This is a genomic window from Methylomonas sp., from assembly GCF_023228165.1.
In the GTDB taxonomy this organism is placed as follows: Bacteria; Pseudomonadota; Gammaproteobacteria; order Methylococcales; family Methylomonadaceae; genus Methylomonas.
In genome coordinates this window covers 74,666-97,061 of record NZ_JALOBS010000003.1, presented here as the reverse complement: position 1 = coordinate 97,061, position 22,396 = coordinate 74,666, and the positions used below count along the sequence as shown (strand labels likewise).

The 22,396-nt window shown below is 50.7% G+C and carries 23 protein-coding genes; 15 read left to right on the top strand and 8 right to left on the bottom strand.

Features of this window, described 5'->3' with window-relative positions:
- Nucleotides 1-260 precede the first annotated feature (260 nt).
- The 11 genes from M0R33_RS03140 (at nucleotide 261) to M0R33_RS03090 (ending at nucleotide 9,868) form a co-directional block, all read left to right on the top strand.
- On the top strand, nucleotides 261-920 hold the full coding sequence (locus M0R33_RS03140; protein ID WP_292564919.1) for a CerR family C-terminal domain-containing protein: 660 nt from the start codon (nucleotides 261-263) through the stop codon (nucleotides 918-920).
- Nucleotides 917-1,078, top strand: coding sequence for a hypothetical protein (locus M0R33_RS03135; protein WP_292564916.1), 162 nt, complete (start codon nucleotides 917-919; stop codon nucleotides 1,076-1,078). The genes M0R33_RS03140 and M0R33_RS03135 overlap by 4 nt, the downstream gene beginning before the upstream one ends.
- Complete coding sequence (locus M0R33_RS03130) at nucleotides 1,071-2,180, top strand: efflux RND transporter periplasmic adaptor subunit (RefSeq protein WP_292564914.1); 1,110 nt, start codon at nucleotides 1,071-1,073, stop codon at nucleotides 2,178-2,180. The genes M0R33_RS03135 and M0R33_RS03130 overlap by 8 nt, the downstream gene beginning before the upstream one ends.
- Nucleotides 2,177-5,284: an efflux RND transporter permease subunit gene (locus M0R33_RS03125; protein ID WP_292564912.1), complete on the top strand. Its 3,108-nt coding sequence runs from the start codon at nucleotides 2,177-2,179 to the stop codon at nucleotides 5,282-5,284. Before M0R33_RS03130 ends, M0R33_RS03125 begins: the two co-directional genes overlap by 4 nt.
- 16 nt (nucleotides 5,285-5,300) lie before the next feature.
- Nucleotides 5,301-5,990 (top strand): EamA family transporter, encoded by a 690-nt coding sequence (locus M0R33_RS03120; RefSeq protein WP_292564909.1) that lies wholly within the window; start codon nucleotides 5,301-5,303, stop codon nucleotides 5,988-5,990.
- Nucleotides 5,888-6,178, top strand: coding sequence for an EamA family transporter (locus tag M0R33_RS03115; protein WP_292565332.1), 291 nt, complete (start codon nucleotides 5,888-5,890; stop codon nucleotides 6,176-6,178). The genes M0R33_RS03120 and M0R33_RS03115 overlap by 103 nt, the downstream gene beginning before the upstream one ends.
- A 142-nt stretch (nucleotides 6,179-6,320) precedes the next feature.
- Nucleotides 6,321-6,488, top strand: a complete 168-nt coding sequence (locus M0R33_RS03110) for a hypothetical protein (protein ID WP_292564906.1) — start codon at nucleotides 6,321-6,323, stop codon at nucleotides 6,486-6,488.
- Between the two features lie 27 nt (nucleotides 6,489-6,515).
- Nucleotides 6,516-7,154 carry a GNAT family N-acetyltransferase gene (locus tag M0R33_RS03105; RefSeq protein WP_292564903.1) on the top strand — a complete coding sequence of 213 codons (639 nt, stop codon included), beginning with the start codon at nucleotides 6,516-6,518 and terminating at the stop codon, nucleotides 7,152-7,154.
- Nucleotides 7,155-7,449: 295 nt separating this feature from the next.
- Entirely contained in the window at nucleotides 7,450-8,538 is a 1,089-nt protein-coding gene (locus tag M0R33_RS03100) for an alkene reductase (RefSeq protein WP_292564900.1), read from the top strand.
- A 79-nt stretch (nucleotides 8,539-8,617) separates the two neighbouring features.
- Nucleotides 8,618-9,409: an SDR family oxidoreductase gene (locus M0R33_RS03095; protein ID WP_292564897.1), complete on the top strand. Its 792-nt coding sequence runs from the start codon at nucleotides 8,618-8,620 to the stop codon at nucleotides 9,407-9,409.
- Nucleotides 9,410-9,454: 45 nt separating this feature from the next.
- Nucleotides 9,455-9,868, top strand: coding sequence for a GFA family protein (locus tag M0R33_RS03090; protein WP_292564894.1), 414 nt, complete (start codon nucleotides 9,455-9,457; stop codon nucleotides 9,866-9,868).
- Between the two features lie 153 nt (nucleotides 9,869-10,021).
- On the opposite strand, the gene M0R33_RS03085 is transcribed toward M0R33_RS03090, so the two are convergent.
- From M0R33_RS03085 to dnaA, 8 genes are all read right to left on the bottom strand, one after another.
- Nucleotides 10,022-10,426: a VOC family protein gene (locus tag M0R33_RS03085; RefSeq protein ID WP_292564891.1), complete on the bottom strand. Its 405-nt coding sequence runs from the start codon at nucleotides 10,424-10,426 to the stop codon at nucleotides 10,022-10,024.
- 362 nt (nucleotides 10,427-10,788) lie between these two features.
- On the bottom strand, nucleotides 10,789-11,475 hold the full coding sequence (locus tag M0R33_RS03080) for a uracil-DNA glycosylase family protein (RefSeq protein WP_292564888.1): 687 nt from the start codon (nucleotides 11,473-11,475) through the stop codon (nucleotides 10,789-10,791).
- Nucleotides 11,476-11,559: 84 nt separating this feature from the next.
- Entirely contained in the window at nucleotides 11,560-11,730 is a 171-nt protein-coding gene (locus tag M0R33_RS03075) for a hypothetical protein (RefSeq protein WP_292564885.1), read from the bottom strand.
- Nucleotides 11,727-11,999 (bottom strand): nucleotidyltransferase family protein, encoded by a 273-nt coding sequence (locus M0R33_RS03070; protein ID WP_292564881.1) that lies wholly within the window; start codon nucleotides 11,997-11,999, stop codon nucleotides 11,727-11,729. The genes M0R33_RS03075 and M0R33_RS03070 overlap by 4 nt, the downstream gene beginning before the upstream one ends.
- 2 nt (nucleotides 12,000-12,001) lie before the next feature.
- Complete coding sequence (gyrB, locus tag M0R33_RS03065; protein WP_292564878.1) at nucleotides 12,002-14,407, bottom strand: DNA topoisomerase (ATP-hydrolyzing) subunit B; 2,406 nt, start codon at nucleotides 14,405-14,407, stop codon at nucleotides 12,002-12,004.
- Between the two features lie 116 nt (nucleotides 14,408-14,523).
- Complete coding sequence (recF, locus tag M0R33_RS03060; protein WP_292564876.1) at nucleotides 14,524-15,597, bottom strand: DNA replication/repair protein RecF; 1,074 nt, start codon at nucleotides 15,595-15,597, stop codon at nucleotides 14,524-14,526.
- 9 nt (nucleotides 15,598-15,606) lie between these two features.
- Complete coding sequence (dnaN, locus tag M0R33_RS03055) at nucleotides 15,607-16,710, bottom strand: DNA polymerase III subunit beta (protein WP_292564874.1); 1,104 nt, start codon at nucleotides 16,708-16,710, stop codon at nucleotides 15,607-15,609.
- 188 nt (nucleotides 16,711-16,898) lie between these two features.
- On the bottom strand, nucleotides 16,899-18,215 hold the full coding sequence (gene dnaA, locus M0R33_RS03050) for a chromosomal replication initiator protein DnaA (protein ID WP_292564871.1): 1,317 nt from the start codon (nucleotides 18,213-18,215) through the stop codon (nucleotides 16,899-16,901).
- A 151-nt stretch (nucleotides 18,216-18,366) separates the two neighbouring features.
- Between dnaA and gmk the strand changes: the two genes are divergently transcribed.
- The 4 genes from gmk to rmuC all read left to right on the top strand — a co-directional run bounded on the left by gmk (nucleotide 18,367) and on the right by rmuC (nucleotide 22,169).
- Nucleotides 18,367-18,981: a guanylate kinase gene (gene gmk / locus M0R33_RS03045; RefSeq protein ID WP_292564867.1), complete on the top strand. Its 615-nt coding sequence runs from the start codon at nucleotides 18,367-18,369 to the stop codon at nucleotides 18,979-18,981.
- A 15-nt stretch (nucleotides 18,982-18,996) separates the two neighbouring features.
- On the top strand, nucleotides 18,997-19,464 hold the full coding sequence (locus M0R33_RS03040) for a hypothetical protein (protein ID WP_292564864.1): 468 nt from the start codon (nucleotides 18,997-18,999) through the stop codon (nucleotides 19,462-19,464).
- Nucleotides 19,465-19,542: 78 nt separating this feature from the next.
- On the top strand, nucleotides 19,543-20,823 hold the full coding sequence (gene hemL / locus M0R33_RS03035; protein WP_292564861.1) for a glutamate-1-semialdehyde 2,1-aminomutase: 1,281 nt from the start codon (nucleotides 19,543-19,545) through the stop codon (nucleotides 20,821-20,823).
- Entirely contained in the window at nucleotides 20,823-22,169 is a 1,347-nt protein-coding gene (gene rmuC, locus M0R33_RS03030; protein ID WP_292564858.1) for a DNA recombination protein RmuC, read from the top strand. Before hemL ends, rmuC begins: the two co-directional genes overlap by 1 nt.
- Nucleotides 22,170-22,396 lie beyond the last annotated feature (227 nt).

Genomic DNA, 22,396 nt, shown 5'->3' with positions numbered 1-22,396 from the left:
ATCGCATTGCCAAACCGGAAAGGCTTAGCCGCCAAGCCCAATATATAGCATTCGCAGATCAAGTTTAGGCACATCAATTCCCTCTCCTGCTGGAGACGGTTTGGGTGAGGGGAATCGAAAAACCGAAATTCGCAGTGTAATGAGTATATCTGTAGCAGGAACATAACATTGTCGACGCATAATTGACAATCAATCGATTGATTGATATTTTTTTTTAAATCAATCGATTGATTTTTTCAGAAAACACCTCCCGAGGCAATATGGTTAAAAACGCAAACACCGAAGCGGAAATAAATGATGCACGCAGCAGACTAGTGCGTTCCGCACTACGGTTGTTTGCCGAAAAAGGCTACGAGGCCGCCTCAACCCGGGAAATCTGCGAAGCGGCGGGCGCGAATATTTCGGCAATTCGTTACTACTTTGGCGATAAGGCCGGCCTTTACCGAGCCGCTTTCACCGAGCCTATGGACGATTCACCCTGCGGCTCCGATATCTCGGCATATGCCGATTTACCGTTACCTGAAGCGCTAAGCCGGTTTTTCAGCGAATTTCTAGAACCGCTAAAAAAAGGCGAAGAACTTGGTTTGGTTATGAAACTGCATTTTCGGGAAATGATAGAGCCGACCGGAGCCTGGCAGCAGGAAATCGATGCGGAAATCAAACCGCAACATACCGCACTGGTTTCACTGCTAAAAAGCCATCTGGGCTTGCAGCGCAGCGACGCCGATGTACAACGATTAACCTTCGCGATTATCGGCATGGCTGTGTATTTTTATGTCGGCCAAGACGTGGTCGCCGCCATCGCGCCGCAACTGTTGAGCACCCCCAAAACCGTTGATAACCTGGCAGAGAGCTTGGCCGGTTACGCCTTATCCATGATCGAAGGCGAAGCCCAGCGGCGCGGGACAGGTAACTTATGACCCGTAACGCGCATCATCCTTTCGGCCATACTGTTACGTCTGTCATGTTTCCAGCATGGACTACCGGCCAACGCCGACTCAAGCTGCCAATTGCCGCCATTTTCGGACGGGTGGCCAGCAAACCCTCAACGTCAGAGGAGGAGGATCATCATGTCTAAGGGAAAAATTATCGCCGCCTGCAGCACCCTGCTTTTATTGGTCGGCTTAGGCTTGGCTATCGGCGGCAGCAAACAGCCAGGCCCGACCGTGGCCGCCACCGCCAATCCGACCCTCAGTGTTTCGGTAATCAGCCCGGAAATCCGCCAGATTCCGATCGATTTAACCGCCAACGGTTCGATTGCGGCCTGGCAGGAAGCGGTTATCGGCGCCGAAGTCGGTGATCTGCGCTTGAACACGGTGAATGTGCAAATCGGCGAAGCGGTCAAAAAAGGCCAGATCTTGGCGACGTTTTCGGATGAAAGCGTATTGACCGATGTCGCGCAGAGCCGGGCGATGCTGGCCGAAGCCGAGGCCAACTTGGCGGAAGCCAAAGTTAACGCCGCCCGGGCATCCAAGATATCGCCGGTCGGAGCGCTCAGTGCGCAACAAGTCGACCAGTACCTAACCGCCGAAAAAACCGCCGCCGCCAAAGTACAATTGGCCAAGGCTCAGCTGGATGCGCAATTATTGCGGCTGAAATATACCAAGGTATTGGCCAGCGACGACGGCGTGATATCGTCCCGCACCGCCACTTTAGGTGCCGTGGCGACCAAGGGCCAGGAACTGTTTCGACTGATTCGGCAAAACCGGCTGGAATGGCGCGGCGAAGTCACCGCTGCCGAAATGACCCAACTGACCCCCGGAGTTGCCGTCACGGTCGAAGTACCCAATGTCGGCAGCATAGAAGGCACGCTGCGCTTTTTAGCGCCGACTCTGGATGAGCAAAGCCGTAACGGCCTGGTTTACGTCGATTTGCCGCATGCCGCGCGAAGTGGATTACGCGCCGGCATGTTCGCCCGCGGCGAATTCCATTTGGGCAGCAGCAGCGGACTGACCGTGCCGCAAGATGCCCTGTCGTTAAGGGAAGGCTTCAGCTATGTATTCAGGCTGGCCGAACAGAGCGGCGACCGGGCCCGGGTCAATCAAGTCAAAGTGCAACTCGGCCGTAGAAGCGGCGCTAAACTGGAAGTGCTGTCCGGGTTGAATCCGGAAGACCGGCTGGTCGCCGGCGGCGCCTCCTTTTTGGCCGATGGCGACAACGTCAGGGTAGTCGCTCCATGAATGTTTCCGCCTGGTGCATCCGCAATCCGATTCCGGCCATGATGCTGTTCGTGCTGCTCAGTTTCGCCGGCTTGCTCAGCTTCAAGGTCATGAAGGTGCAGAATTTTCCCGATCTGGACCTGCCGACTGTCACGGTGTCGGCGTCCTTGCCCGGCGCTTCGCCGTCGCAGCTGGAAACCGAAGTGGCGCGCAAAATCGAAAACGCCATCGCCACCTTGCATGGGCTTAAACACATGACCAGCAAGGTGCAGGATAGCAACGTCACCATTACGGCGGAATTCCGCCTGGAAAAACCCGTCCAGGAAGCCTTGGACGATGTGCGCTCGGCGGTGTCCAAAGTGCGCACCGATCTGCCCGGCGACCTGCGCGATCCGGTGGTTACCAAGCTGGATTTGGCCGGTTCGCCTATCCTGGCCTTTACCGTAAGCTCAGCGCAACGGGATGACGAAGCATTGTCCTGGTTTGTGGAGGACACGGTGGCCAAACGCTTGCTGTCCGTGCGTGGCGTGGGCGCGGTCAATCGGGTCGGCGGCGTCAGCCGCGAAGTGACCATTGCCCTCGATCCACTCAAACTGCAGGCGCTCGGCGCCACGGCAGCCGATATTTCCCGCCAATTGCGCGAAATGCAGCGCGAAAGCGCCGGCGGCCGTATCGACTTGGGTAGCGGTGAACAGCCGGTACGCACCTTGGCCAACGTTGCATCCGTGGCGGAAATGCGCCCGCTGCAACTGTCCTTGGGCGACGGCCGCCGCATTCGTCTGGATCAAGTGGCGCAAATCGATGACGGATTCGCCGAACCGCGTGCCGCGGCACTGCTGAACGGCAAGCCGGTGGTGGGTTTCGAAGTCACCCGTAGTCGCGGCGCCAGCGAAGTAGAAGTCGGCGCCGGCGTGCAAACAGCCCTGGCAGAACTGCGCGCCGGCAATCCGGACATCGAATTTACCGAAGCGTTTAATTTCGTCACCCCGGTCAAGGAAGAATTTCAAGGTTCCATGACCATGCTCTACGAAGGCGGTTTACTGGCGGTATTGGTGGTCTGGCTGTTTTTGCGCGACTGGCGCGCCACCTTTATCTCCGCCGTGGCCCTGCCGCTATCGGTGATTCCAGCCTTTTTAGGCATGGAATATCTAGGCTTCTCTCTGAACGTAATTACCCTATTGGCATTGTCCTTGGTGATCGGCATCCTGGTGGACGACGCCATTGTCGAAGTGGAAAACATCGTCCGCCACCTGCGCATGGGCAAAACCCCTTATCAGGCCGCAATGCAAGCCGCCGACGAAATCGGTTTGGCCGTGGTCGCCACCACCTTTGCGCTGGTCGCGGTATTTCTGCCCACCGCCTTCATGAGCGGCGTGGCCGGGCGCTTTTTCAAACAGTTCGGCTGGACGGCGGCCCTGGCGATACTAGCCTCGTTGCTAGTGGCGCGAATGCTGACGCCGATGATGGCCGCCTATCTGTTAAAGAGTAAAGACCATGCCGAGCAGCCGGAAGGCCCGATTATGCACCGTTATATCCAACTTGCGGCCTGGTGCCTCAAGCACCGCGTGACTACCATTTGCGGCGCGGCGGCATTTTTCGTCGGCTCGCTGTTTTTGATTCCATTACTACCCCAAGGCTTCCTGCCAGCCGATGACAATCCGCAAACCCAGGTTTTTGTGGAATTGTCGCCGGGGGCCAGCCTGGCGCAAACCAAGACAGCTGCGGAAACCGCCCGCCGCTTGGTCGCTGGCATCCCTTATGTAAACAGTATTTACACTACCATAGGCGCCGGATCCGCCGGCACCGACCCGATGGCAAGTTCCCAGGGTAGCGGCGAAGTACGAAAGGCCACCTTGACGATAACGTTGGCCAATCGCCGCGACCGACCCATCCGCAAACAGGTCATTGAACAACAAATCCGCCAGGCGTTGGAAAAACTGCCCGGCGTACGCACCAAGGTCGGGCTAGGGGCTTCGGGCGAGAAGTACGTGCTGGTGTTGAGCGGAGACGATCCGCAAAGCTTGAATACCGCTGCCCGTAATGTGGAGCGCGACTTGAGAACCATTTCCGGCCTGGGCAGCATCGCCTCCAGCGCCGCGCTGGTGCGGCCTGAAATCGCAGTGCGGCCCGATTTTTCCCGCGCCGCCGACTTGGGCGTCACCACCGCCGCATTGGCGGAAACCCTGCGCATCGCCACCATGGGAGACTACGATTGGTCGCTGTCCAAACTCAATCTGGCCCAACGGCAGATACCGATAGTGGTTAAATTGGCGGCTGCAGGCCGACGCGATTTAGCCGTGCTGGAACGACTGGCGGTACCTTCCGCAAAGCCCGGCATTGGGGCGGTGATGGTCGGCCAGGTCGCCAAATTGGAACTATCCAGCGGCCCGGCGGTAATAGACCGCTATGACCGCTCGCGGAATATTAACTTCGAAATCGAACTCGCCAGCCTGCCGCTGGGCGACGTCACCACGGCGGTACAAAATCTGCCCAGCATCAAAAACCTACCGACCGGCGTCAAGCGCATCGACATTGGCGACGCGGAGATGATGCAGGAGCTGTTCGCCAGTTTTGGCCTGGCCATGCTGACCGGCGTGCTGTGCATTTTTATCGTACTGGTGCTGTTGTTTAAAGACTTCTTTCAGCCCATCACCATCCTGGCGGCGCTGCCGCTATCGTTCGGCGGCGGCTTCGTGGCGCTGTTGCTGACCGGCAAGGCCTTTTCGATGCCGTCGCTGATCGGCCTGGTGATGCTGATGGGAATTGCCACCAAAAACTCCATCCTGCTGGTCGAATACGCCATCGTGGCCCGTCGCGATCACGGCATGAACCGCATGGAGGCCTTGCTGGATGCTTGCCACAAACGGGCCCGGCCTATTGTAATGACCACTATCGCCATGGGTGCCGGCATGTTGCCGATTGTATTGGGCACCGGCGACGCGGATTCATCCTTCCGCAGCCCGATGGCCGTGGCGGTAATCGGCGGCTTAGTCACCTCTACCTTCCTCAGCCTGTTGGTGATTCCGGTGGCCTATACCTATCTGGATGACTTCAAGGAATTGGGAAAAGCGTTGTGGCGGCGTTACAGCGGCAGCAAACCGTCTGCCGGTGAAGCCAGAGTTTAGAATTTACGAGGTAGCGATGCGTTTACATCATCTGGGCTTGGCATTATTAGTAGTGGCTATTTGGGGATTCAACTTTGTAGTCATCAAAGTGGGCCTCAAGGAGATTCCGCCCTTGCTGTTTTGCGCGGCCAGATTTTTTTTCGCTGCCTTTCCTGCGGTGTTTTTTATCAGGCGCCCAAACCTGCCTTTGCGGATGATAGCCGGCTTCGGCCTGACCATGTTCAGCTTGCAATTCGCCTTGTTGTTCTCCGGCATGTACGCAGGGACCAGCGCCGGGCTGGCCTCCTTGCTGCTGCAAATTCAGGTATTCGTCACTATCCTGCTGGCGGTGGTATTTCTTGCCGAACAGCCCTCCGGCTGGCAAATCGGCGGCGCAGTTATTTCATTTTCCGGTATTGGACTGGTTGCCGCGAACTTTGGCGGCGACATTTCGTTTTTCGGCCTGATCCTGATTCTGTTAGCCGCCGTGGCCTGGGGCTGCGGCAATCTGATATTCAAAAAACTCGGCAAAATCGATATGTTCGCGCTAATTATTTGGGGCAGTTTATTTGCCTGGCCGCCGTTGTGGCACTATCGTTTCTGCTGGAAAGCGGCAGCTGGAGCATCGAAACCTTATCCCATATTACCTGGCCCACTATCGGTGCGATCGGCTATGTCGTATACCCGTCCACCCTGTTGGGTTATGTGGCCTGGGGCCGGCTGTTGAGCCGCTATCCGGCCGCGACAGTCGCACCCTTCACCTTGCTGGTGCCGGTATTCGGTATCTCCGCTTCCGCTTTGGTATTGGGCGAGCCGCTGACCGACTGGAAGATATATGCCGCGCTTCTGGTGCTGTCCGGTTTGTGTATCAATCTATTCGGCGCCCGGCTGGCGGTCCGCCGCCGTATTGCTTGAATAGCATGGGTAAATCTTCGCCATAGACGCATCCGCCCATCGGGTTATGGTCACCCTGATCGCCGACGCAGCCAAGAACCGAGTACAATCATGAACGCGCTTTTTGTCCGTCAAGCAATGTTATGTCAAGGAGAACCGAGATTTGAAACATCACATCATCAGCGTAGCGATTTTATTGGTTGCCTTGGCGTGTTATCTGGCGGGATACTCCGGTGCCGGTAACCTTGCCTTCGTCGGCGGGGTGATTTTCGAGACCTGGTTCTGGATTCGGCTGATCATCAAACCCCCGTCCGCTGATAGCGACTCTTGATCCCGGCACTTCCGACTGAGCATGAACATGCAGCGCAACTATTTCGACAGCATCAACGGTTTTAGCGTGGCATTGGCAGATGGCGAGCGGATCGATTTCAGGCCGGTCAGGCCGGACGACTGGCAAATCGTGCAAGACGGTATGTTGGCCTTATCCTCGCGCTCGCGTTATCTGCGGTTTTTCTCGTATATTTCCCAGCTGTCGGATCAGCAATTACATTATTTCACCGACGTCGATCAACATGACCATGTGGCATGGATTGCGCTAACCCGCAATCAAACAGAGCACACGGGGGTGGGTATCGCCCGCTTTATCCGGTTGCCGAAGCAACCCAACGTTGCCGAGTTTGCGGTGACGGTGATCGATAGTTATCAGCACCGGGGCATCGGCAGCCTGCTAATGGCTATCCTGTACAGAATAGCCAACCTGAAAGGCGTACAAATACTGCGCGGTTTCGTGCTGCCGGACAACCAGCTGATGGCCGATTGGTTGAGCAGACTCGGCGCGGTCAGCCATTACGAAAACGATGTGTGCCGGATGGACATAACGGTTCACGACGATTTATCGGTTTTGCCGGCACCGCGCTTGCTGAATTTACTTCACAGTTACGCGGACCAGATGATCCCCATAACCCGGCAAAAGCCCGATCAGCCAGGAAAAAACTGATTTTAGCTTTTAAACTATTAACTGCCCTTGAGTTGCCGCCAAACTGATCGTCGGATTCGATACCTGCCAAGAGAATGACCTTGTTTTTCATCCAAAAGTGCTTCCTTGGAATGCTTATGCATACTGGCTGAAACCGCCGGTGTGAGCAGATTTCTGGCCGGCCCGGACAGCGGATGGATAAAAGCGCTGGTTTGGCGCGCCAATGGGGTTATAGTCGACCAACCCGCGGACCGCGCATGTAAAATCAATCTCCGTATAATCGGCACGCAAAGCAACCCGCAACAGGAGGCGACACATGACCAATGCCCTTTTATCACCCTATACCTTGCATGATCTTAAGCTGAGAAACCGCGTGGTACTTGCGCCGATGACCCGGGCGCGGGCCGGAAAAGAACGGCTGGCGAATGCGCTGATGGCTGACTATTACAGCCAAAGAGCCACGGCGGGATTAATCATCACCGAAGCCACCACCATCTCCGCACAGGCCAACGGCTGGAACGAGTCGCCGGGTATTTATACGGATCACATGGCAATGGCCTGGCGTCAGGTGACCGACGCGGTACATGGCACAGGCGGTACGATCTTCATGCAACTTTGGCATTGCGGCCGAGCATCGCACAGCAGTTTTCATACCGGCGAACCGGCGGTGGCGCCATCGGCCATTGCAATTAACGGCGACTATATGCATACCCCGAACGGCAAGGAACCATACGAAACCCCGCGCGCACTGGAAACCGAGGAATTGCCCGGCATCGTCGACGACTACCGCCGGGCAGCCGAGCGCGCCAGACAGGCCGGATTCGACGGGGTGGAGATACACGCCGCCAATGGTTACTTGCTGGACGAGTTTTTACAATCGAAAACCAACCAACGTAGCGACCGCTACGGCGGCAGCATTGCCAACCGCTACCGCCTGCTAGGCGAGGTACTTGCCGCCGTCAGCACAGTGTGGCCATCTCAACGAGTCGGGGTCCGATTGTCGCCCAACGGCGTGTTCAACGACGTGGGTTCAGCGGATTACCGGGCACAATTCAGTTATGTGGCGCAGCAGCTTGACACCCTGAATCTGGCTTATCTGCATGTCATGGACGGACTAGCCTTTGGCTTTCACGAACTGGGCGAAGCGATGAGCTTGACGGACTTTAGGCAGCTGTTCCACGGCCCGTTGATGGGTAACTGCGGTTATCAGCAATGCAGCGCGGAAGCGGCTATCGCATCCGGCAATGCCGACTTGATCGCCTTCGGCCGACCGTTTATCAGCAATCCCGATCTGGTCGAACGTTTTGCCCGCGATGCCGAGTTAAACCCGATCGCGGACATGCAGGACTGGTATTCGCCAACCGGCGCCGCGGGCTATATCGACTTTCCTTATCTGCAAAACTAGCCGGCGGCTGATTGCTATAGGCATTTCTGATTTTGTAGGGTAATGTTAGGCCAAGGTTCACCAGCTTCTTGGAGGTAGCATGGATCTTAAATTAAACGGCAAAACGGCTCTGATTACAGGCAGCACTGCCGGAATCGGTTTTGCCATTGCCAAGGCATTGGTTCAGGAAGGCGCAAAGGTTATCGTAAACGGGCGTTCGACCGATTCGGTGCAGCGCGCAATCGACGAATTAAAGCCTATCGCGGTGGGCGAATTAGCCGGCTTTTCCGGAGACTTATCCCAGGAGAGCGCGGCGTCAGAGCTGTTCACCGCGCACCCGAGCGTGGATATCCTGGTCAACAATCTGGGTATTTTCGAACCGGTCGCGTTTGAAGACATCCCCGATCAGGATTGGCGGCGCTTGTTCGAGGTCAACGTACTCAGCGGCGTACGCTTGTCCCGCTTGTATCTGCCGGCTATGCAGCAACGCGATTGGGGACGGATTATCTTTATCTCCAGCGAAAGCGGTGTGCAAATACCCGCGGAAATGATTCATTACGGCATGACCAAGGCCGCGCAAATCGCCGTGGCCAGGGGATTGGCCGAGCACGTGGCCGGCACCGGCATTACCGTGAACTCGGTGCTGCCCGGTCCGACCCGTTCGCGCGGTGTCGGCGATTTCGTCAACGACTTGGCGACGCAACAAGGTTCGACCTTAGTGGAATTCGAACGGCAGTTCTTCGAAAAAGTCCGCCCGACTTCGCTGATCAAACGCTTTGCCAGCACCGACGAAGTGGCATCGCTGGTTTGCTACCTGGCCAGCCCGCTGGCCTCGGCAACCACCGGTGCGGCTTTGCGAGTCGACGGCGGTGTGATAAAAAGCGCATTTTGAGGTTGAGCAAACCCGCCCCAGCCCTTTTAAATAACGGGAGAAACTATGTCGGAAGTTACCTTAAAAGGCGGCTGCCTGTGCGGTGCCGTGCAATATCAAGCCAGCGGCGATCCACAACGGTTTTACCACTGCCATTGCGCGCGTTGCAGAAAGTCGTCCGGCACCGGACACGCCAGCAATTTATTCCTATCGAACGCCGCGTTGGTCTTTACCCAAGGCGAATCGCTGTTGAAGTGTTTTAAAGTGCCGGAAGCCAAACGTTTTACCCGCCAGTTTTGCAGCGAATGCGGCAGCTCGGTGGCCCGATTTGTGCCGGAACTCGACGGCGTCATGATTCCGGCTGGCTCCCTGGACGACCAAGCGCCGATAGAACCGCAGGCACGCATTTTCTGGGATTCTCGCGCCGACTGGTCGTGCGACGGCGACAGTTTGCCGCGTTATGCCGAATATCCTGAATGACGGCCGCAATGGCTTAATCCCAAGTCATAAACGGCATGCTGCCGGCAATCTGCTTTTTCGATGCTGAACGGGTAAGTTGAGCAGTATCTGCGGGATTTTGCGAAGTACGAGCGCTGCGAGCGATTCTGACAACTGCGCTGGTTAAGCGATTGTCTAAATAACTGAACGTAGTTCAATATTATTGCCGGCTATATCTTTTAAATAGATTGATCGCCCCATACCCTGAGCGCCGTACCTATCCTGAAACTCACTATATTCGACCTTACAGTCGTCTAAATAAGCCTTAAGTTCGTGCTCTTCAAAAGGTTCTATTTGCAGACAAAAATGATCCAGATTGTTACCTGTGTTTTGTGGTGCTGCTCCACCGGACTTACCTAGCTGTCCGTTTACATCCACAATATCAATTAATGCATTTCCCGCCCTAAGTTGTGTAAGCCCGAATTCATCGGACGTTTCCCGCTCGAGGGAACAGCCAATTACATTGCAGTAAAATGCAATAAGTTCCTGATAACGGTCTGTGCGTAGAACGATGTGATCAATTGCTTTAGGTTTAATCATATCTATGTACCTTCTGTATCTTAGCCCGTTTGTAGTGGAGCGTTTTAGGCTAGGGTGTGATTGGCATGGTAGTCAGCTAGCTGGTGAAAGTCCAGCCTTTGCCCTGTGAGAAGGGAAGAAGTCTCCAACAAATCAACGCTTATTCACTATTGAATCGTCCGTAACGTTTTGCACCAACCAACCCTGCCTCAGACAAGAGGCGTGAGCACGGGATTTAAAACCTATTCACGCCGAGTTATTAGATAAAAGCCTGAAAATTGCACCAAAGGTTTAACCCTCGTAGCCGCGTCATTAATAAACATTCGTCCGATTACGCCAGGCTAATCGGACCTACGGGCTGTCACGTCCGCTTCAACTTCATGTTATGGGACGATCGCATGATCTCTCAGCTTCTGACGTAGCAGCGATTTTGCCTCATTGAAAAGCTTTCTATTCTGGAGATCATTCAACCATCGTGAAGAGCCAGAAGTGTGCGGAAAGAAAATGATAGAGGCGTCAAAAGCTTCCTCCGTTCGACCGATGTAGGTCTGTAGGTTCCCCGAATACTTCCGTCCAAGAAGTCGAAGGTATCCATCTATTGCAGTCTTTCCAAGGAGGACAATGACACTCGGTTTAATGACAGAGATCTGACGTTCCAAAAATGGTATGCAGCTTCTGATCTCGGCAGATGAAGGCTGAAGATCTTCTTCTCGTTCGACGACTTCTCCATTCTTTTTATCCTTGCGCCGAGCTAATTTTCTGCCGGGGAAGCATTTTGTCACTGATGTTTGGTATACGATCTGATCAAATTTGTCGGCATCAACACCAACGCCATTGAAAATGAGACGAATGTCTTTGCCAGCTTGGCCCTGAAACGCTTTGCCCGACTTATATTCGTCAATTCCAGGTGCCTGTCCAACCAACATGACTGAGGCAGTACTTGCACCTGCAAATATGGGCCTCACTTGAAGCCGATTAGACTTCGTCAGCGGATCAACGAAGCGCTCTGAGAATATATCTCGGCACTTCGTACATCGACGCATTTCAGCGTTTAACGCTTCACCGTTCATCGAGCAACCTCAGAGTCGCATAACAAAGAATTATATGGATCCGTATATCATCCAATCTCAGATGATATACAGAAATTAACTGTATCAAATACTGTCACCGCCATCACGCAAGCTCGACAGTTTATCCAACAACTCAGGCAAGGCAGAACCTACCGTTTCCCACACCATTTCAAACTTGATCTTGAAATAACCACAAGCGTCAACTGCCGCTTGTTGTATGTGATCCAAATAGTCGGCAAGACGATTAACGATCATACGGGTTTGGCTTCCGCCAAAACTTGTTGGCGAAATTTTCTCGGAAGATCGACGGGTACTGCCAATAAATCTTCCAACTCATCTTGCAAACCGCCAAGATCGAACAGCGTCGCTCCCGGTAAGGTATCGACTAACAAATCCAAATCGCTGCCATCGCTGTCCGTCCCATATAGCACCGAGCCAAAAACCCTTGGATTGGCCGCGCGGAAATGGGCAACCAGTTGCCTTATTTCCGTGCGTTTGGTTTCAAGCGCTTCGGACGGTTTCACGGCTAAACATCCAGATTCGCCACATCCAACGCGTTCTTGACGATGAAATCCCGTCTAGGTTCGACGACATCGCCCATTAGCGTGGTGAAGATTTCATCGGCGCCGATGGCGTCTTTGATGGTGACTTGCAGCATGCGGCGGCTGTTGGCATCCAGGGTGGTTTCCCAGAGTTGTTCCGGATTCATTTCACCCAGTCCTTTGTAACGCTGAATGTGCTGGCCTTTTTTGACTTCCTTCATCATCCATTCGAATGCTTGTTTGAAGTTGCTGACCGACTGTTCACGTTCGCCCATCCGCATTATGGAATCGGCGCCGAACAAGCTTAGGGTTTGCTCGGTGTAATGGGCGATTTTTTGATAATCGTTGCCGGTGAAGAAGGTTGAATGCAGTACAAAGGTTTTGGTAATGCCATGCAGACGTTTGTTGATGGTGACATCAAAATCGTCGCTGCCGTGATATTTCAGTTCGGTGCTGAATACGGCCTTGTGATTGCCGACATTCAGATTGGCTTCCAGCTGGCTAAACCAGGCACGGAGTTTTTCCTTGTCGGCCTTGGTGTCTTCGCTTAGCGGAGGTAAATAAGTCATCTGTTCCAGATACATGTCGTCGTAACGTCTGGATAAACGATTGATTACCGCCATCACATCGGCAAATTCGGTGGCCAGTTTTTCCAGTCCCTGACCTTGAATAATCGGGGTATCGGCGTCGGTTTGCAGTTGGGCTTTATCCAGCGCCAGTTGAATCAGGTATTGGTTTAAGGCGCTATCGTCCTTGACGTAATGTTCCTGCTTGCCTTTTTTGACTTTGTACAAAGGCGGCTGGGCAATGTAGATATGGCCGCGTTCAACTAGCTCTGGTAATTGGCGGTAGAAGAAGGTCAGCAGCAAGGTGCGAATATGCGAGCCGTCGACATCGGCGTCGGTCATGATGATGATGCGGTGATAACGCAGCTTGTCGATGTTGTATTCATCTTTGCCGATACCGCAGCCCAAGGCGGTAATCAGGGTGCCGACTTCTTCGGAAGAGATCATTTTGTCGAAGCGGGCTTTCTCGACGTTCAAAATTTTACCTTTCAACGGCAAAATGGCCTGGGTGCGGCGATCGCGACCCTGTTTGGCGGAGCCGCCGGCCGAGTCCCCTTCCACTATGAATAGTTCGGACAAGGCCGGGTCTTTTTCCTGACAATCAGCCAGCTTACCGGGCAACCCAGCAATATCCAGAGTCGTCTTACGCCGAGTCATCTCGCGGGCCTTACGCGCGGCCTCTCGCGCTCTGGCGGCATCTATTATCTTGTTGACGATGGCTTTAGCGACTTGCGGCTGTTCCAGCAGGAATTCCTGCAGTTTTTCGTTCATGGTCGATTCCACCAACGGTTTTACTTCAGACGAGACCAATTTGTCTTTGGTTTGCGAGGAAAACTTGGGGTCGGGTACTTTCACCGACAATACTGCGGTCAAGCCTTCGCGAGCGTCGTCACCGGTAGTGGCTACTTTTTCCTTCTTGGCCAAACCATTTATTTCAATGTATTGATTGATGGTACGAGTCAATGCACCTCTAAAACCGGCCAGATGCGTACCGCCATCGCGCTGCGGGATGTTGTTGGTGTAGCAATATACGTTTTCCTGATAGGAATCGTTCCACTGCATGGCCACTTCGACTGTGACACCTTCCTTTTCCGCTATAAAGTGAAATACTTTTTCAAATAACGGGGTTTTGTTTTTGTTGAGGTGCTGCACAAAGGCGCTGATACCGCCTTCGAATTCGAAAACATCTTCCTTGCCGCTTCTTTCGTCTCTTAAAGAAATCCGCACCCCGGAGTTCAGGAACGACAGTTCGCGTAAACGCTTTGCCAATATGTCGTAATGAAATTCGATATGAGTAAAAATGGTGGGACTGGGTTTGAAGTTGATATAGGTGCCGCTTCCTTCGGCATCGCCTATCACAGCCATCGGAGCCACCGGTTCGCCCAGCATATATTTCTGCATATACAACTTGCCGTTCTTGCGAACCTTCAAGGTCAATTCTTCGGATAAGGCATTCACCACCGATACACCTACACCATGCAAGCCACCGGAAACCTTGTAAGCATTATCGTCAAACTTTCCGCCGGCATGCAGCACGGTCATAATCACTTCGGCAGCGGAGCGGCCTTCTTCCTGATGGATGTCAACCGGTATACCTCGACCATCATCGTAAACCGATATCGAGCCATTTTCGTGAATCACCACATCGACACCTTTACAATAACCGGCCAACGCTTCGTCAATGGAATTGTCGACAACTTCGAACACCATATGGTGTAACCCGGAACCGTCGTCTGTATCGCCGATGTACATACCGGGACGTTTTCTTACCGCGTCCAGTCCTTTAAGTACTGTGATATTCGAACTATCGTATTGTTCACTCATGGTGTTGTATCCATTGTCTGCCGTTGTAAAGCAATGCTCCGCGTACTTTTGTCTGTAAAACAAAAGAATCCAAACAAACGGGCTTGCTGTGTTTTATTGATGTTTCACGTGAAACGCTATACCTGCTGAATGCAGCCGTGTTCCACGTGAAACACTTTGTAATTATTAAGGGTGCTCAAGTCACCGAAATCAGATAACTCGGTTCCGGTGATAAAAACCTGACAACCGAGATCAGCCATGTATTTTAGCAATTTTGACCTGTTTTCTGTATCCAATTCAGCGGTTAAATCATCCACCAAAATACAGCAGTTGTTTTGTGCGTCGTTATTCAGCAAGCTAACTTGCGAAAGCAGCAATGCCAACACTAATAATTTTTGTTGGCCGCGAGATAAATAATCCTTAGCTAGACGTTTGTTATGAAAAGTAAGGAAGTCCGCGCGATGAGGGCCGGCATGGGTAAATCCATACCGCAAATCTTTTTCCAGATTGCCAGCAAGGATGTGTTCCAAACTGAGCTGCTCATCCCAGCCAGCGATAAAACGTAAATCGATATGTGTGGTATCAAGGAAATAGCAAGCCATCCGCAAAAATACCGGTGCTAGCAGCTGTATGTAATCTTTACGAAAAGCATTGACCGCATTGCCGTATTCGACCAATTCCTTGTCCCAGGCCGGTAATTGTTTGGTTTGCCGAGTTCTAAGCAATACATTTCGCTGTTGCACGGCTTTGCTATAGCGACGCCATGTGGGTAAAAAATTGCGGTTATGATTAAAAATCCCCCAATCCAAAAACTCACGGCGATTTTGCGGACCTGCGTCAAGCAAACGATAACTTTTGGGATGGATCAACTGTACAGGAAATAAATATGCCAGATCGGCTTTTTGGCGGTTTTCCTGGTCGATACGTATTTCGGTCTGCTTGGTGTTTATCTGAATACCGAGGTTACTGACGGAACCTTGGTGCTGCCGGTGCTGGGCGGCAACAATCAACTGGGCTTGCTCGAAGCTGATAGCCTGTTTAACGTATTGAGTACGAAAGGAACGCGCTCGGCCTAATATAAAAATTGCTTCCAGCAACGAACTTTTGCCACTGGCGTTTGCGCCCGTTACAAAATTAAGGCTCGGCGAAGGTTGGATCGTTGCCGAATGGATGTTTCTTACCGAGAACACATCCAGTTTCAACAAAGTCATAAATGCGAATTACATGCGCATTGGCATCACAATAAATTTAAACAACGGATCTTCGGGCTCCTCGATAAAACAACTGCTGGCATTACTGGCAATCGTGATTACCGCCAATTCGGAATCCAAATTTGATACCGCATCCAGCATGTATTGGGAGTTAAAGGAAATGCTTAATGCCTGGCCTTGATAATCGATAATCAATTCTTCCTCCGCTTCGTCATGCTCGGGATTATGGGTACTGAGTTTTAGCAAGTCGTTGCTCATATCGAAGGTGACGCCTTTATATTTTTCATTGGACAAAATCGCCACCCGGGTTAACGCATCTCTAAGCAATTGCTTCTGGATCAACAACGGCGTCATGAAAGATTGATTGAACACTTTGCTGAAATCGGGGAACTTGGCATCGATCAGTTTTGAAGAGAACACCACGTCTTTGTAATAAATTCTTATGTGGTTGTTGGAAAACTGAATATTCAATTCCGCATCGGCATCATCCAGTAAGCGGCTTAATTCTTGTACCGCTTTTCTCGGCAAAATGATGCGCGCTTCGTGTCCGGTAGGCTGGCCGATGTCGTCCTCGAAGATCGATAAACGATGACCGTCGGAGGCCACCAATTTTAGACGGGAGTTGCTGATATGCAGCAATAAGCCATTCAGGTAATAACGAACATCCTGATTAGCCATGCAGAATAAGGTTTTATCCAGACCTTTTTTGAACTTGCCGGCATTCAATAAAAATTGGTATTCGAATTCCGATTCATTGAATTCGGGGTAATGTTCGGCAGGCAAAGTACTTAAGGAAAACCGGCTACGTCCCGACACCAGCTTGACTTTGTCTTCATGCAATTCAAATTTGATTTCCGCACTGGTGGGTAGTAAACGGCAAATATCTAAAAATTTCCGTGCTGGTACGGTGATTTCCCCGGCATCGCTTGCCAACTCAAGATTGAGTTTACTGACAATCTGAATTTCCGTGTCCGAGCCAATCATGGTTAATTGGCCGTTAGCTACGTGTAGCAGAACATTGGAAAGAATCGCCATGGTCTGGCGTTTCTCAATGACGCTGACAATTTGCTGCAGCGGTGCTAATAACTGATCTCTGTTAATAATAAATTTCATATAAATATTTTTTATTTATTGTTACTACTACACAATCAAAAAGCTGTGGAAAACACTGTTTTGTAATTATAAAACATAAACTTATTTAAATTTTAACTTGTTGCTTAGTGCAACTTCCGCTTGTTGGCCGATTGGGGATAACTTCACCAGTAAAAAATAACCTCAGTTTATCCCCAGCTTATCCGCAATTAATGCGATAGCGTCCTCAACAGGTTTTTGTAGTCTTCCGCGATTTTCACATCATCTTCCTTTAACTCGGCAACACGCTTACAGGCATTGATGACCGTGGTGTGGTCGCGACCGCCAAAAGCATCGCCGATTTCTGGATAACTGTGCGAGGTCAATTCGCGGGCCAAGGTCATGGCAATTTGTCTGGGTCGGGTTAAAGACTGTTTGCGGCTCTTAGACGATAAATCCGCCACGCGAATTTTGAAATACTCGGCCACGGTTTTTTGAATGTTATCGATGCTGACCAGTTTGTCCTGCAGACTAATCAAGTCGTGTAGGGCTTCCTTGGTAAATTCCAAAGTAATTTCTCTACCGGTAAACTGCGAGTTAGCCACCACGCGCCGTAAAGCACCTTCTAAATCCCTAACATTGGAAGGAATACGTTTGGCAATGAAAAATGCAATTTCCTGTTCCAGTGTTACGCCGGCTTGAGTAGCTTTTTTAATCAGAATCGCTGTACGGGTTTCCAGGTCGGGCGGTTCTATGGCAACCGGGAGGCCCCAGCCGAAGCGGGATTTCAAGCGGTCTTCCAGACCATGAATTTCCTTGGGATATTTATCACAGGTCAATACCACCTGATGCTTTTGATCCAATAAATTATTAAAGGTGTGGAAAAATTCTTCCTGAGAACGTTCTTTGCCCGCTAAAAACTGGATGTCGTCCATTAACAGCACATCGATATTGCGATAGTAATCTTTAAAGTAGTTAATGCTGTTTTGCTGTAAGGCTTTGACCATGTCTTGCACGAATTTTTCCGAGTGCAAATACACGATGTTGGCATTGGGGTTTTTCAGTAATACCGCGTTCCCTATGGCGTGCATCAAATGAGTTTTACCCAAGCCGGAGCTACCATAAATAAATAATGGGTTGTAGACTTTGCCTATGTTATCCGACACTGTTACCGAAGCAGCCCTGGCCAACTGGTTAGATTTACCCTCTACAAAACTTTCAAAGGTAAAGGCTTTGTTGAGAAAGTTAGGCTGATTTTTTTTCTGAGTCGGCGTTTTTATTAGGGTTGGGGCTTTAATAGCCGGAGCTTTTTTACTGCCTATTTCAAACTGCACCGTTAAAGTCGCATTGGAAAACTCATTGACGGCATCTTCGATAGTGGCAAAAAAATGCTGTTTGATATGGTCGATAATGAAACGATTAGGTGCAAGCAATTTCAGTTGGCTATCGGTTTCCACAGCTTGCAGCGGTCTAATCCAGGTACTGAAATCGGTAGTGGGAATTTCGTGTTCAAGCTTGGCCAGACAATTGTTCCAAATAGCGCTCATCGGCATTAATAGATGGGGTTAGAAAGGCCGTTCATAATACCACAGCACCCCTATCAGACGGTTTTTTGGCTTGACTCTTAGCCATTAACAGAAAAAAATGTCGGTTGCGCCGATTAAACCTTTACCCGCTCCGAACCACAAGCAAACTCAAATGATTACTGGCAAACTTTATATTATTTCCGCTCCGTCCGGAGCCGGCAAAACCAGTCTGGTTAAACAGCTTAGACAAGAAATGGCTAAACTGGTGGTTTCAGTGTCGCATACCACTCGCGGCATGCGCGCTGGAGAAACCCATGGCAGCGATTATTTTTTCGTTTCCATCCAAGAGTTTAAGGACATGATCGAGCAACAGGCTTTTCTTGAACATGCCCAGGTATTCGATAATTTTTACGGTACCGCGCAAAAAACAGTCGAAGATAATCTGGCTCAAGGCCTGGATGTGATATTGGAAATCGACTGGCAAGGTGCGCAGCAAGTCAGAAAAATGTTGCCCGATAGTGTCTCTATTTTTATCCTGCCACCCTCCATTGAGATCTTAAAACAACGTTTGCAAAAACGCGGTCAAGATAATCAGGAAACCATAGCCCGTCGCATGCGCGATGCGGTAACGGAAATGAGCCATTATCCCGAATTCGATTATTTAATCGTTAATGATGATTTCGAGTTGGCGTTGAGCCAGCTAAAAAGTATCGTCACCGCCAATCGCTTATTACAAACCACTCAGCAACAAGCAATTGCGCCGTTGCTTCAAAATTTACTCAACTAAAACAATTATAAAATTATGAAAATCAAATCCCTCCTATTAACTTTATTGGCCAGCCTGAGTGTGGCCGCGTTTTTAACTGCCTGTTCCGATGACCAATCACTTGAAGACAGGGCGGCAGCGACTGTTGAGAAACCGAGTGCGGCGGTTAACAAACCAGCTCATAATCCTTTCGATCATTCTCATGATGAGGTTGTCACGGATGTAGTTAAGCATCAGTTCGAACATGAATTTGCCGATCAATGTGTCGCCCGCGAACTAAGGGGTTCGGCTAATCCGGATGTGGATAAGCCTCGCTTGGATAAAGATTGCATGTGTATCGCCAAATACATGATGAAAGATTTGTCATCCGAAGAAGCGAAACATTTTCTGAAACAACATGAAAATCCGCATTCACTGCAAATTAAATTCGATGCGGCGGCTTACTTTTGTGTACAAAACAAACAACAACCGAAAGGCCCGCATCTTTTCGGCAAGCAACATTAATTAATAAACATTTTAAACAAGGGCACGCAGATACACTCTCCGTGCCCTTTATTTTTTCCGATCTGAACTATCAAAAATATGACTCAAGCAAGCGAATTATTCTTTGAAGCTAAAAAATTTATTCCTGGTGGCGTCAATTCGCCGGTGCGTTCTTTCAGTGGCGTCGGCGGTACGCCGGTGTATTTCGACCACGCACAAGGCGCTTATGTGTACGACAGCGAAAACAAGCGCTATATCGATTATGTCGGTTCCTGGGGACCGATGATACTAGGTCATGCCCATCCGCAGGTAATCAAAGCCGTCAAGCAAAGCGCCGAAAAAGGGCTGAGTTTTGGTGCGCCCACCGAAATCGAAACCCGCATGGCTGAAAAAGTCTGCGAATTAGTGCCGTCCGTGGAAATGGTACGCATGGTAAGTTCCGGCACCGAAGCCACCATGAGCGCGATACGTTTGGCGCGCGGATTTACCGACCGGGACAAAATCGTCAAATTCGAAGGTTGTTACCACGGCCATTCCGACTCGCTACTGGTCAAGGCCGGTTCCGGTGCTTTGACTTTCGGTGTACCCAGTTCACCCGGCGTTCCGGTATCCGTTGCCGCCGACACGATTACCCTGACTTACAACGACAGCAATGCGGTTCGGGCATTGTTTGCCGAATTGGGTGAAAAAATTGCCTGCGTCATCGTGGAGCCCGTGGCCGGCAACATGAACTGCATTCCCCCCGAATCCGTCTTTTTGCAAACGTTGCGGGAAGTATGTGACCAGCATGGCGCCGTGCTGATTTTTGACGAAGTGATGACCGGTTTTCGGGTCGGTTTGCACGGTGCCCAAGGTTTATACAACGTCAAACCTGATTTGACCACACTGGGTAAAATCATCGGCGGCGGCATGCCGGTGGGTGCTTTTGGCGGTAGTCGCAAAATCATGGAACATTTGGCGCCGTTGGGTCCCGTTTATCAGGCGGGCACTTTATCCGGTAACCCGGTGGCGATGGCGGCTGGATTGAAAACACTGGAATTAATCAGTGCCGCCGATTTTTACGATAAGCTGACTCGACAAACTACCCGGCTATTGGCCGGTTTGCAACTCCGCGCGGATCAAGCCGGCATTGCCTTCACCACCAATCAGGTTGGCGGTATGTTCGGACTGTTTTTTAGCGAAGAAAAAAACGTGAGTCGCTTCTCTCAAGTAATGCAGTGTAACCAAGAGCGGTTTAAACGGTTTTTTCACGGCATGCTGGAGCAAGGCATTTATCTGGCACCGTCGGCATTCGAAGCCGGCTTTGTCTCCGCGGCACACACAGACGCTGATATTCAAGCCACTGTTGAGGCCGCTGGCGCGGTTTTCAAAACTTTGTGATGACTCAATGGCTTTGGCCGCTGGCAACCGTGCTGGCGGCTTTGTTAGGATTCTTAATCGGTGCCTGGCTGTTCAATAAAAAACGCCGGGCATTAGATGAATTCATTGCCACGCAACACGCACAATTGCAACAACAAAGCATTAATTTGGCGGTGGCCGGGGAAAGGTTGGCTTTGTTGGGTCAAAAAGAATCTGAAATTCAGAACTTGCAACAGTTATTGCTTGAATTGAAAACCCAAAACGCGGATCTAAACGCCCGTCAGCAGGAACAGCACAAAAGTAACGCCGAAAAAATCCGTCTACTTCAGGATACAGAAAATCAACTTAAAACCCAGTTTGAAAATCTGGCTCATCGCATTTTTGAAGAACGCGGCAAACAGTTTGTCGAACATAACAAAACCAGCATCGAAAGTTTAGTTGCTCCCTTAAAGCAACAGCTAGGCGAATTTAAAAATCGCGTCGAGAGCGTTTACGACAACGAAACCAAAGACCGAGTTTCCTTACGTGAAGAGATTGTCTCCTTGCGTCGCGATACCCAAAAAATGAACCAGGAAGCTCTGAATCTGACCCGGGCGCTAAAAGGGGACCATAAAACCCAAGGTAACTGGGGCGAGATGATCCTGGAAAAAGTGTTGGAACAATCGGGTTTGCGCAAAGGCATGGAGTATGAAACCCAAGGCGCCTTCCGCGATGCGGACAATCGTTTGTTCAAGCCCGATGTGATTATCCGTTTGCCGGACAATAAAGATGTGATTATCGACTCCAAAGTGTCTTTATTGGCTTACGAGCGTTATTGCTCGGCGGAAAATGATCAGCAACGCGTTGAGGCATTAAAACAACATACCGAAGCAGTTCGAAATCATATTAAAGACCTTAGCCAAAAAGATTACACCAGCCTGAAAGGTTTGCGTTCCTTGGATTTTGTATTGCTGTTCATGCCCATCGAAGCAGCATTTATGGTAGCGTTTCAAGCGGATGAAAAACTTTTTAACGATGCTTTCGAACACAAAATTGTGGTAGTCACTCCAACCACATTGCTAGCCACCTTACGTACCATTCAAAACATCTGGCGTTATGAACAGCAAAACGAGAATGCCCGTTTAATTGCCGATAAAGCCGGTACCTTATATGACAAGATTCGAGGCCTGGTTGAGGACATCGAAAAACTAGGTAATCAGCTGAATACCGTACATAAGACTTATGACAGTATCGTCAACAAACTGAGTACCGGCAGCGGCAATTTATTACGCCAAGCCAGCGCTTTTGAAGAGCTTGGGGTAAAAATCAAAAAAAAATTGCCTAAGAGTTTTACAGAACAAATGCAAATTGACGATAAAAGCGATTGAGGCCGAGTTGAGCCAAAAGACGACTTGATTTTTGCACGACGTGAATGGCTAATAATAACAATATATAGATATCTTTAGTTTATTATTACTATTAAGGTGGGCAGTTGTTGTGGGTAACACTATTTTTAGCTTAAAAATTATAGTGTTGGTATGAAAATAAACTTGTGTTTTACCGCCCTTTAGGCTTGTTATGCAATTGTGGATAACAAATAAGCGCTCTCTTACCG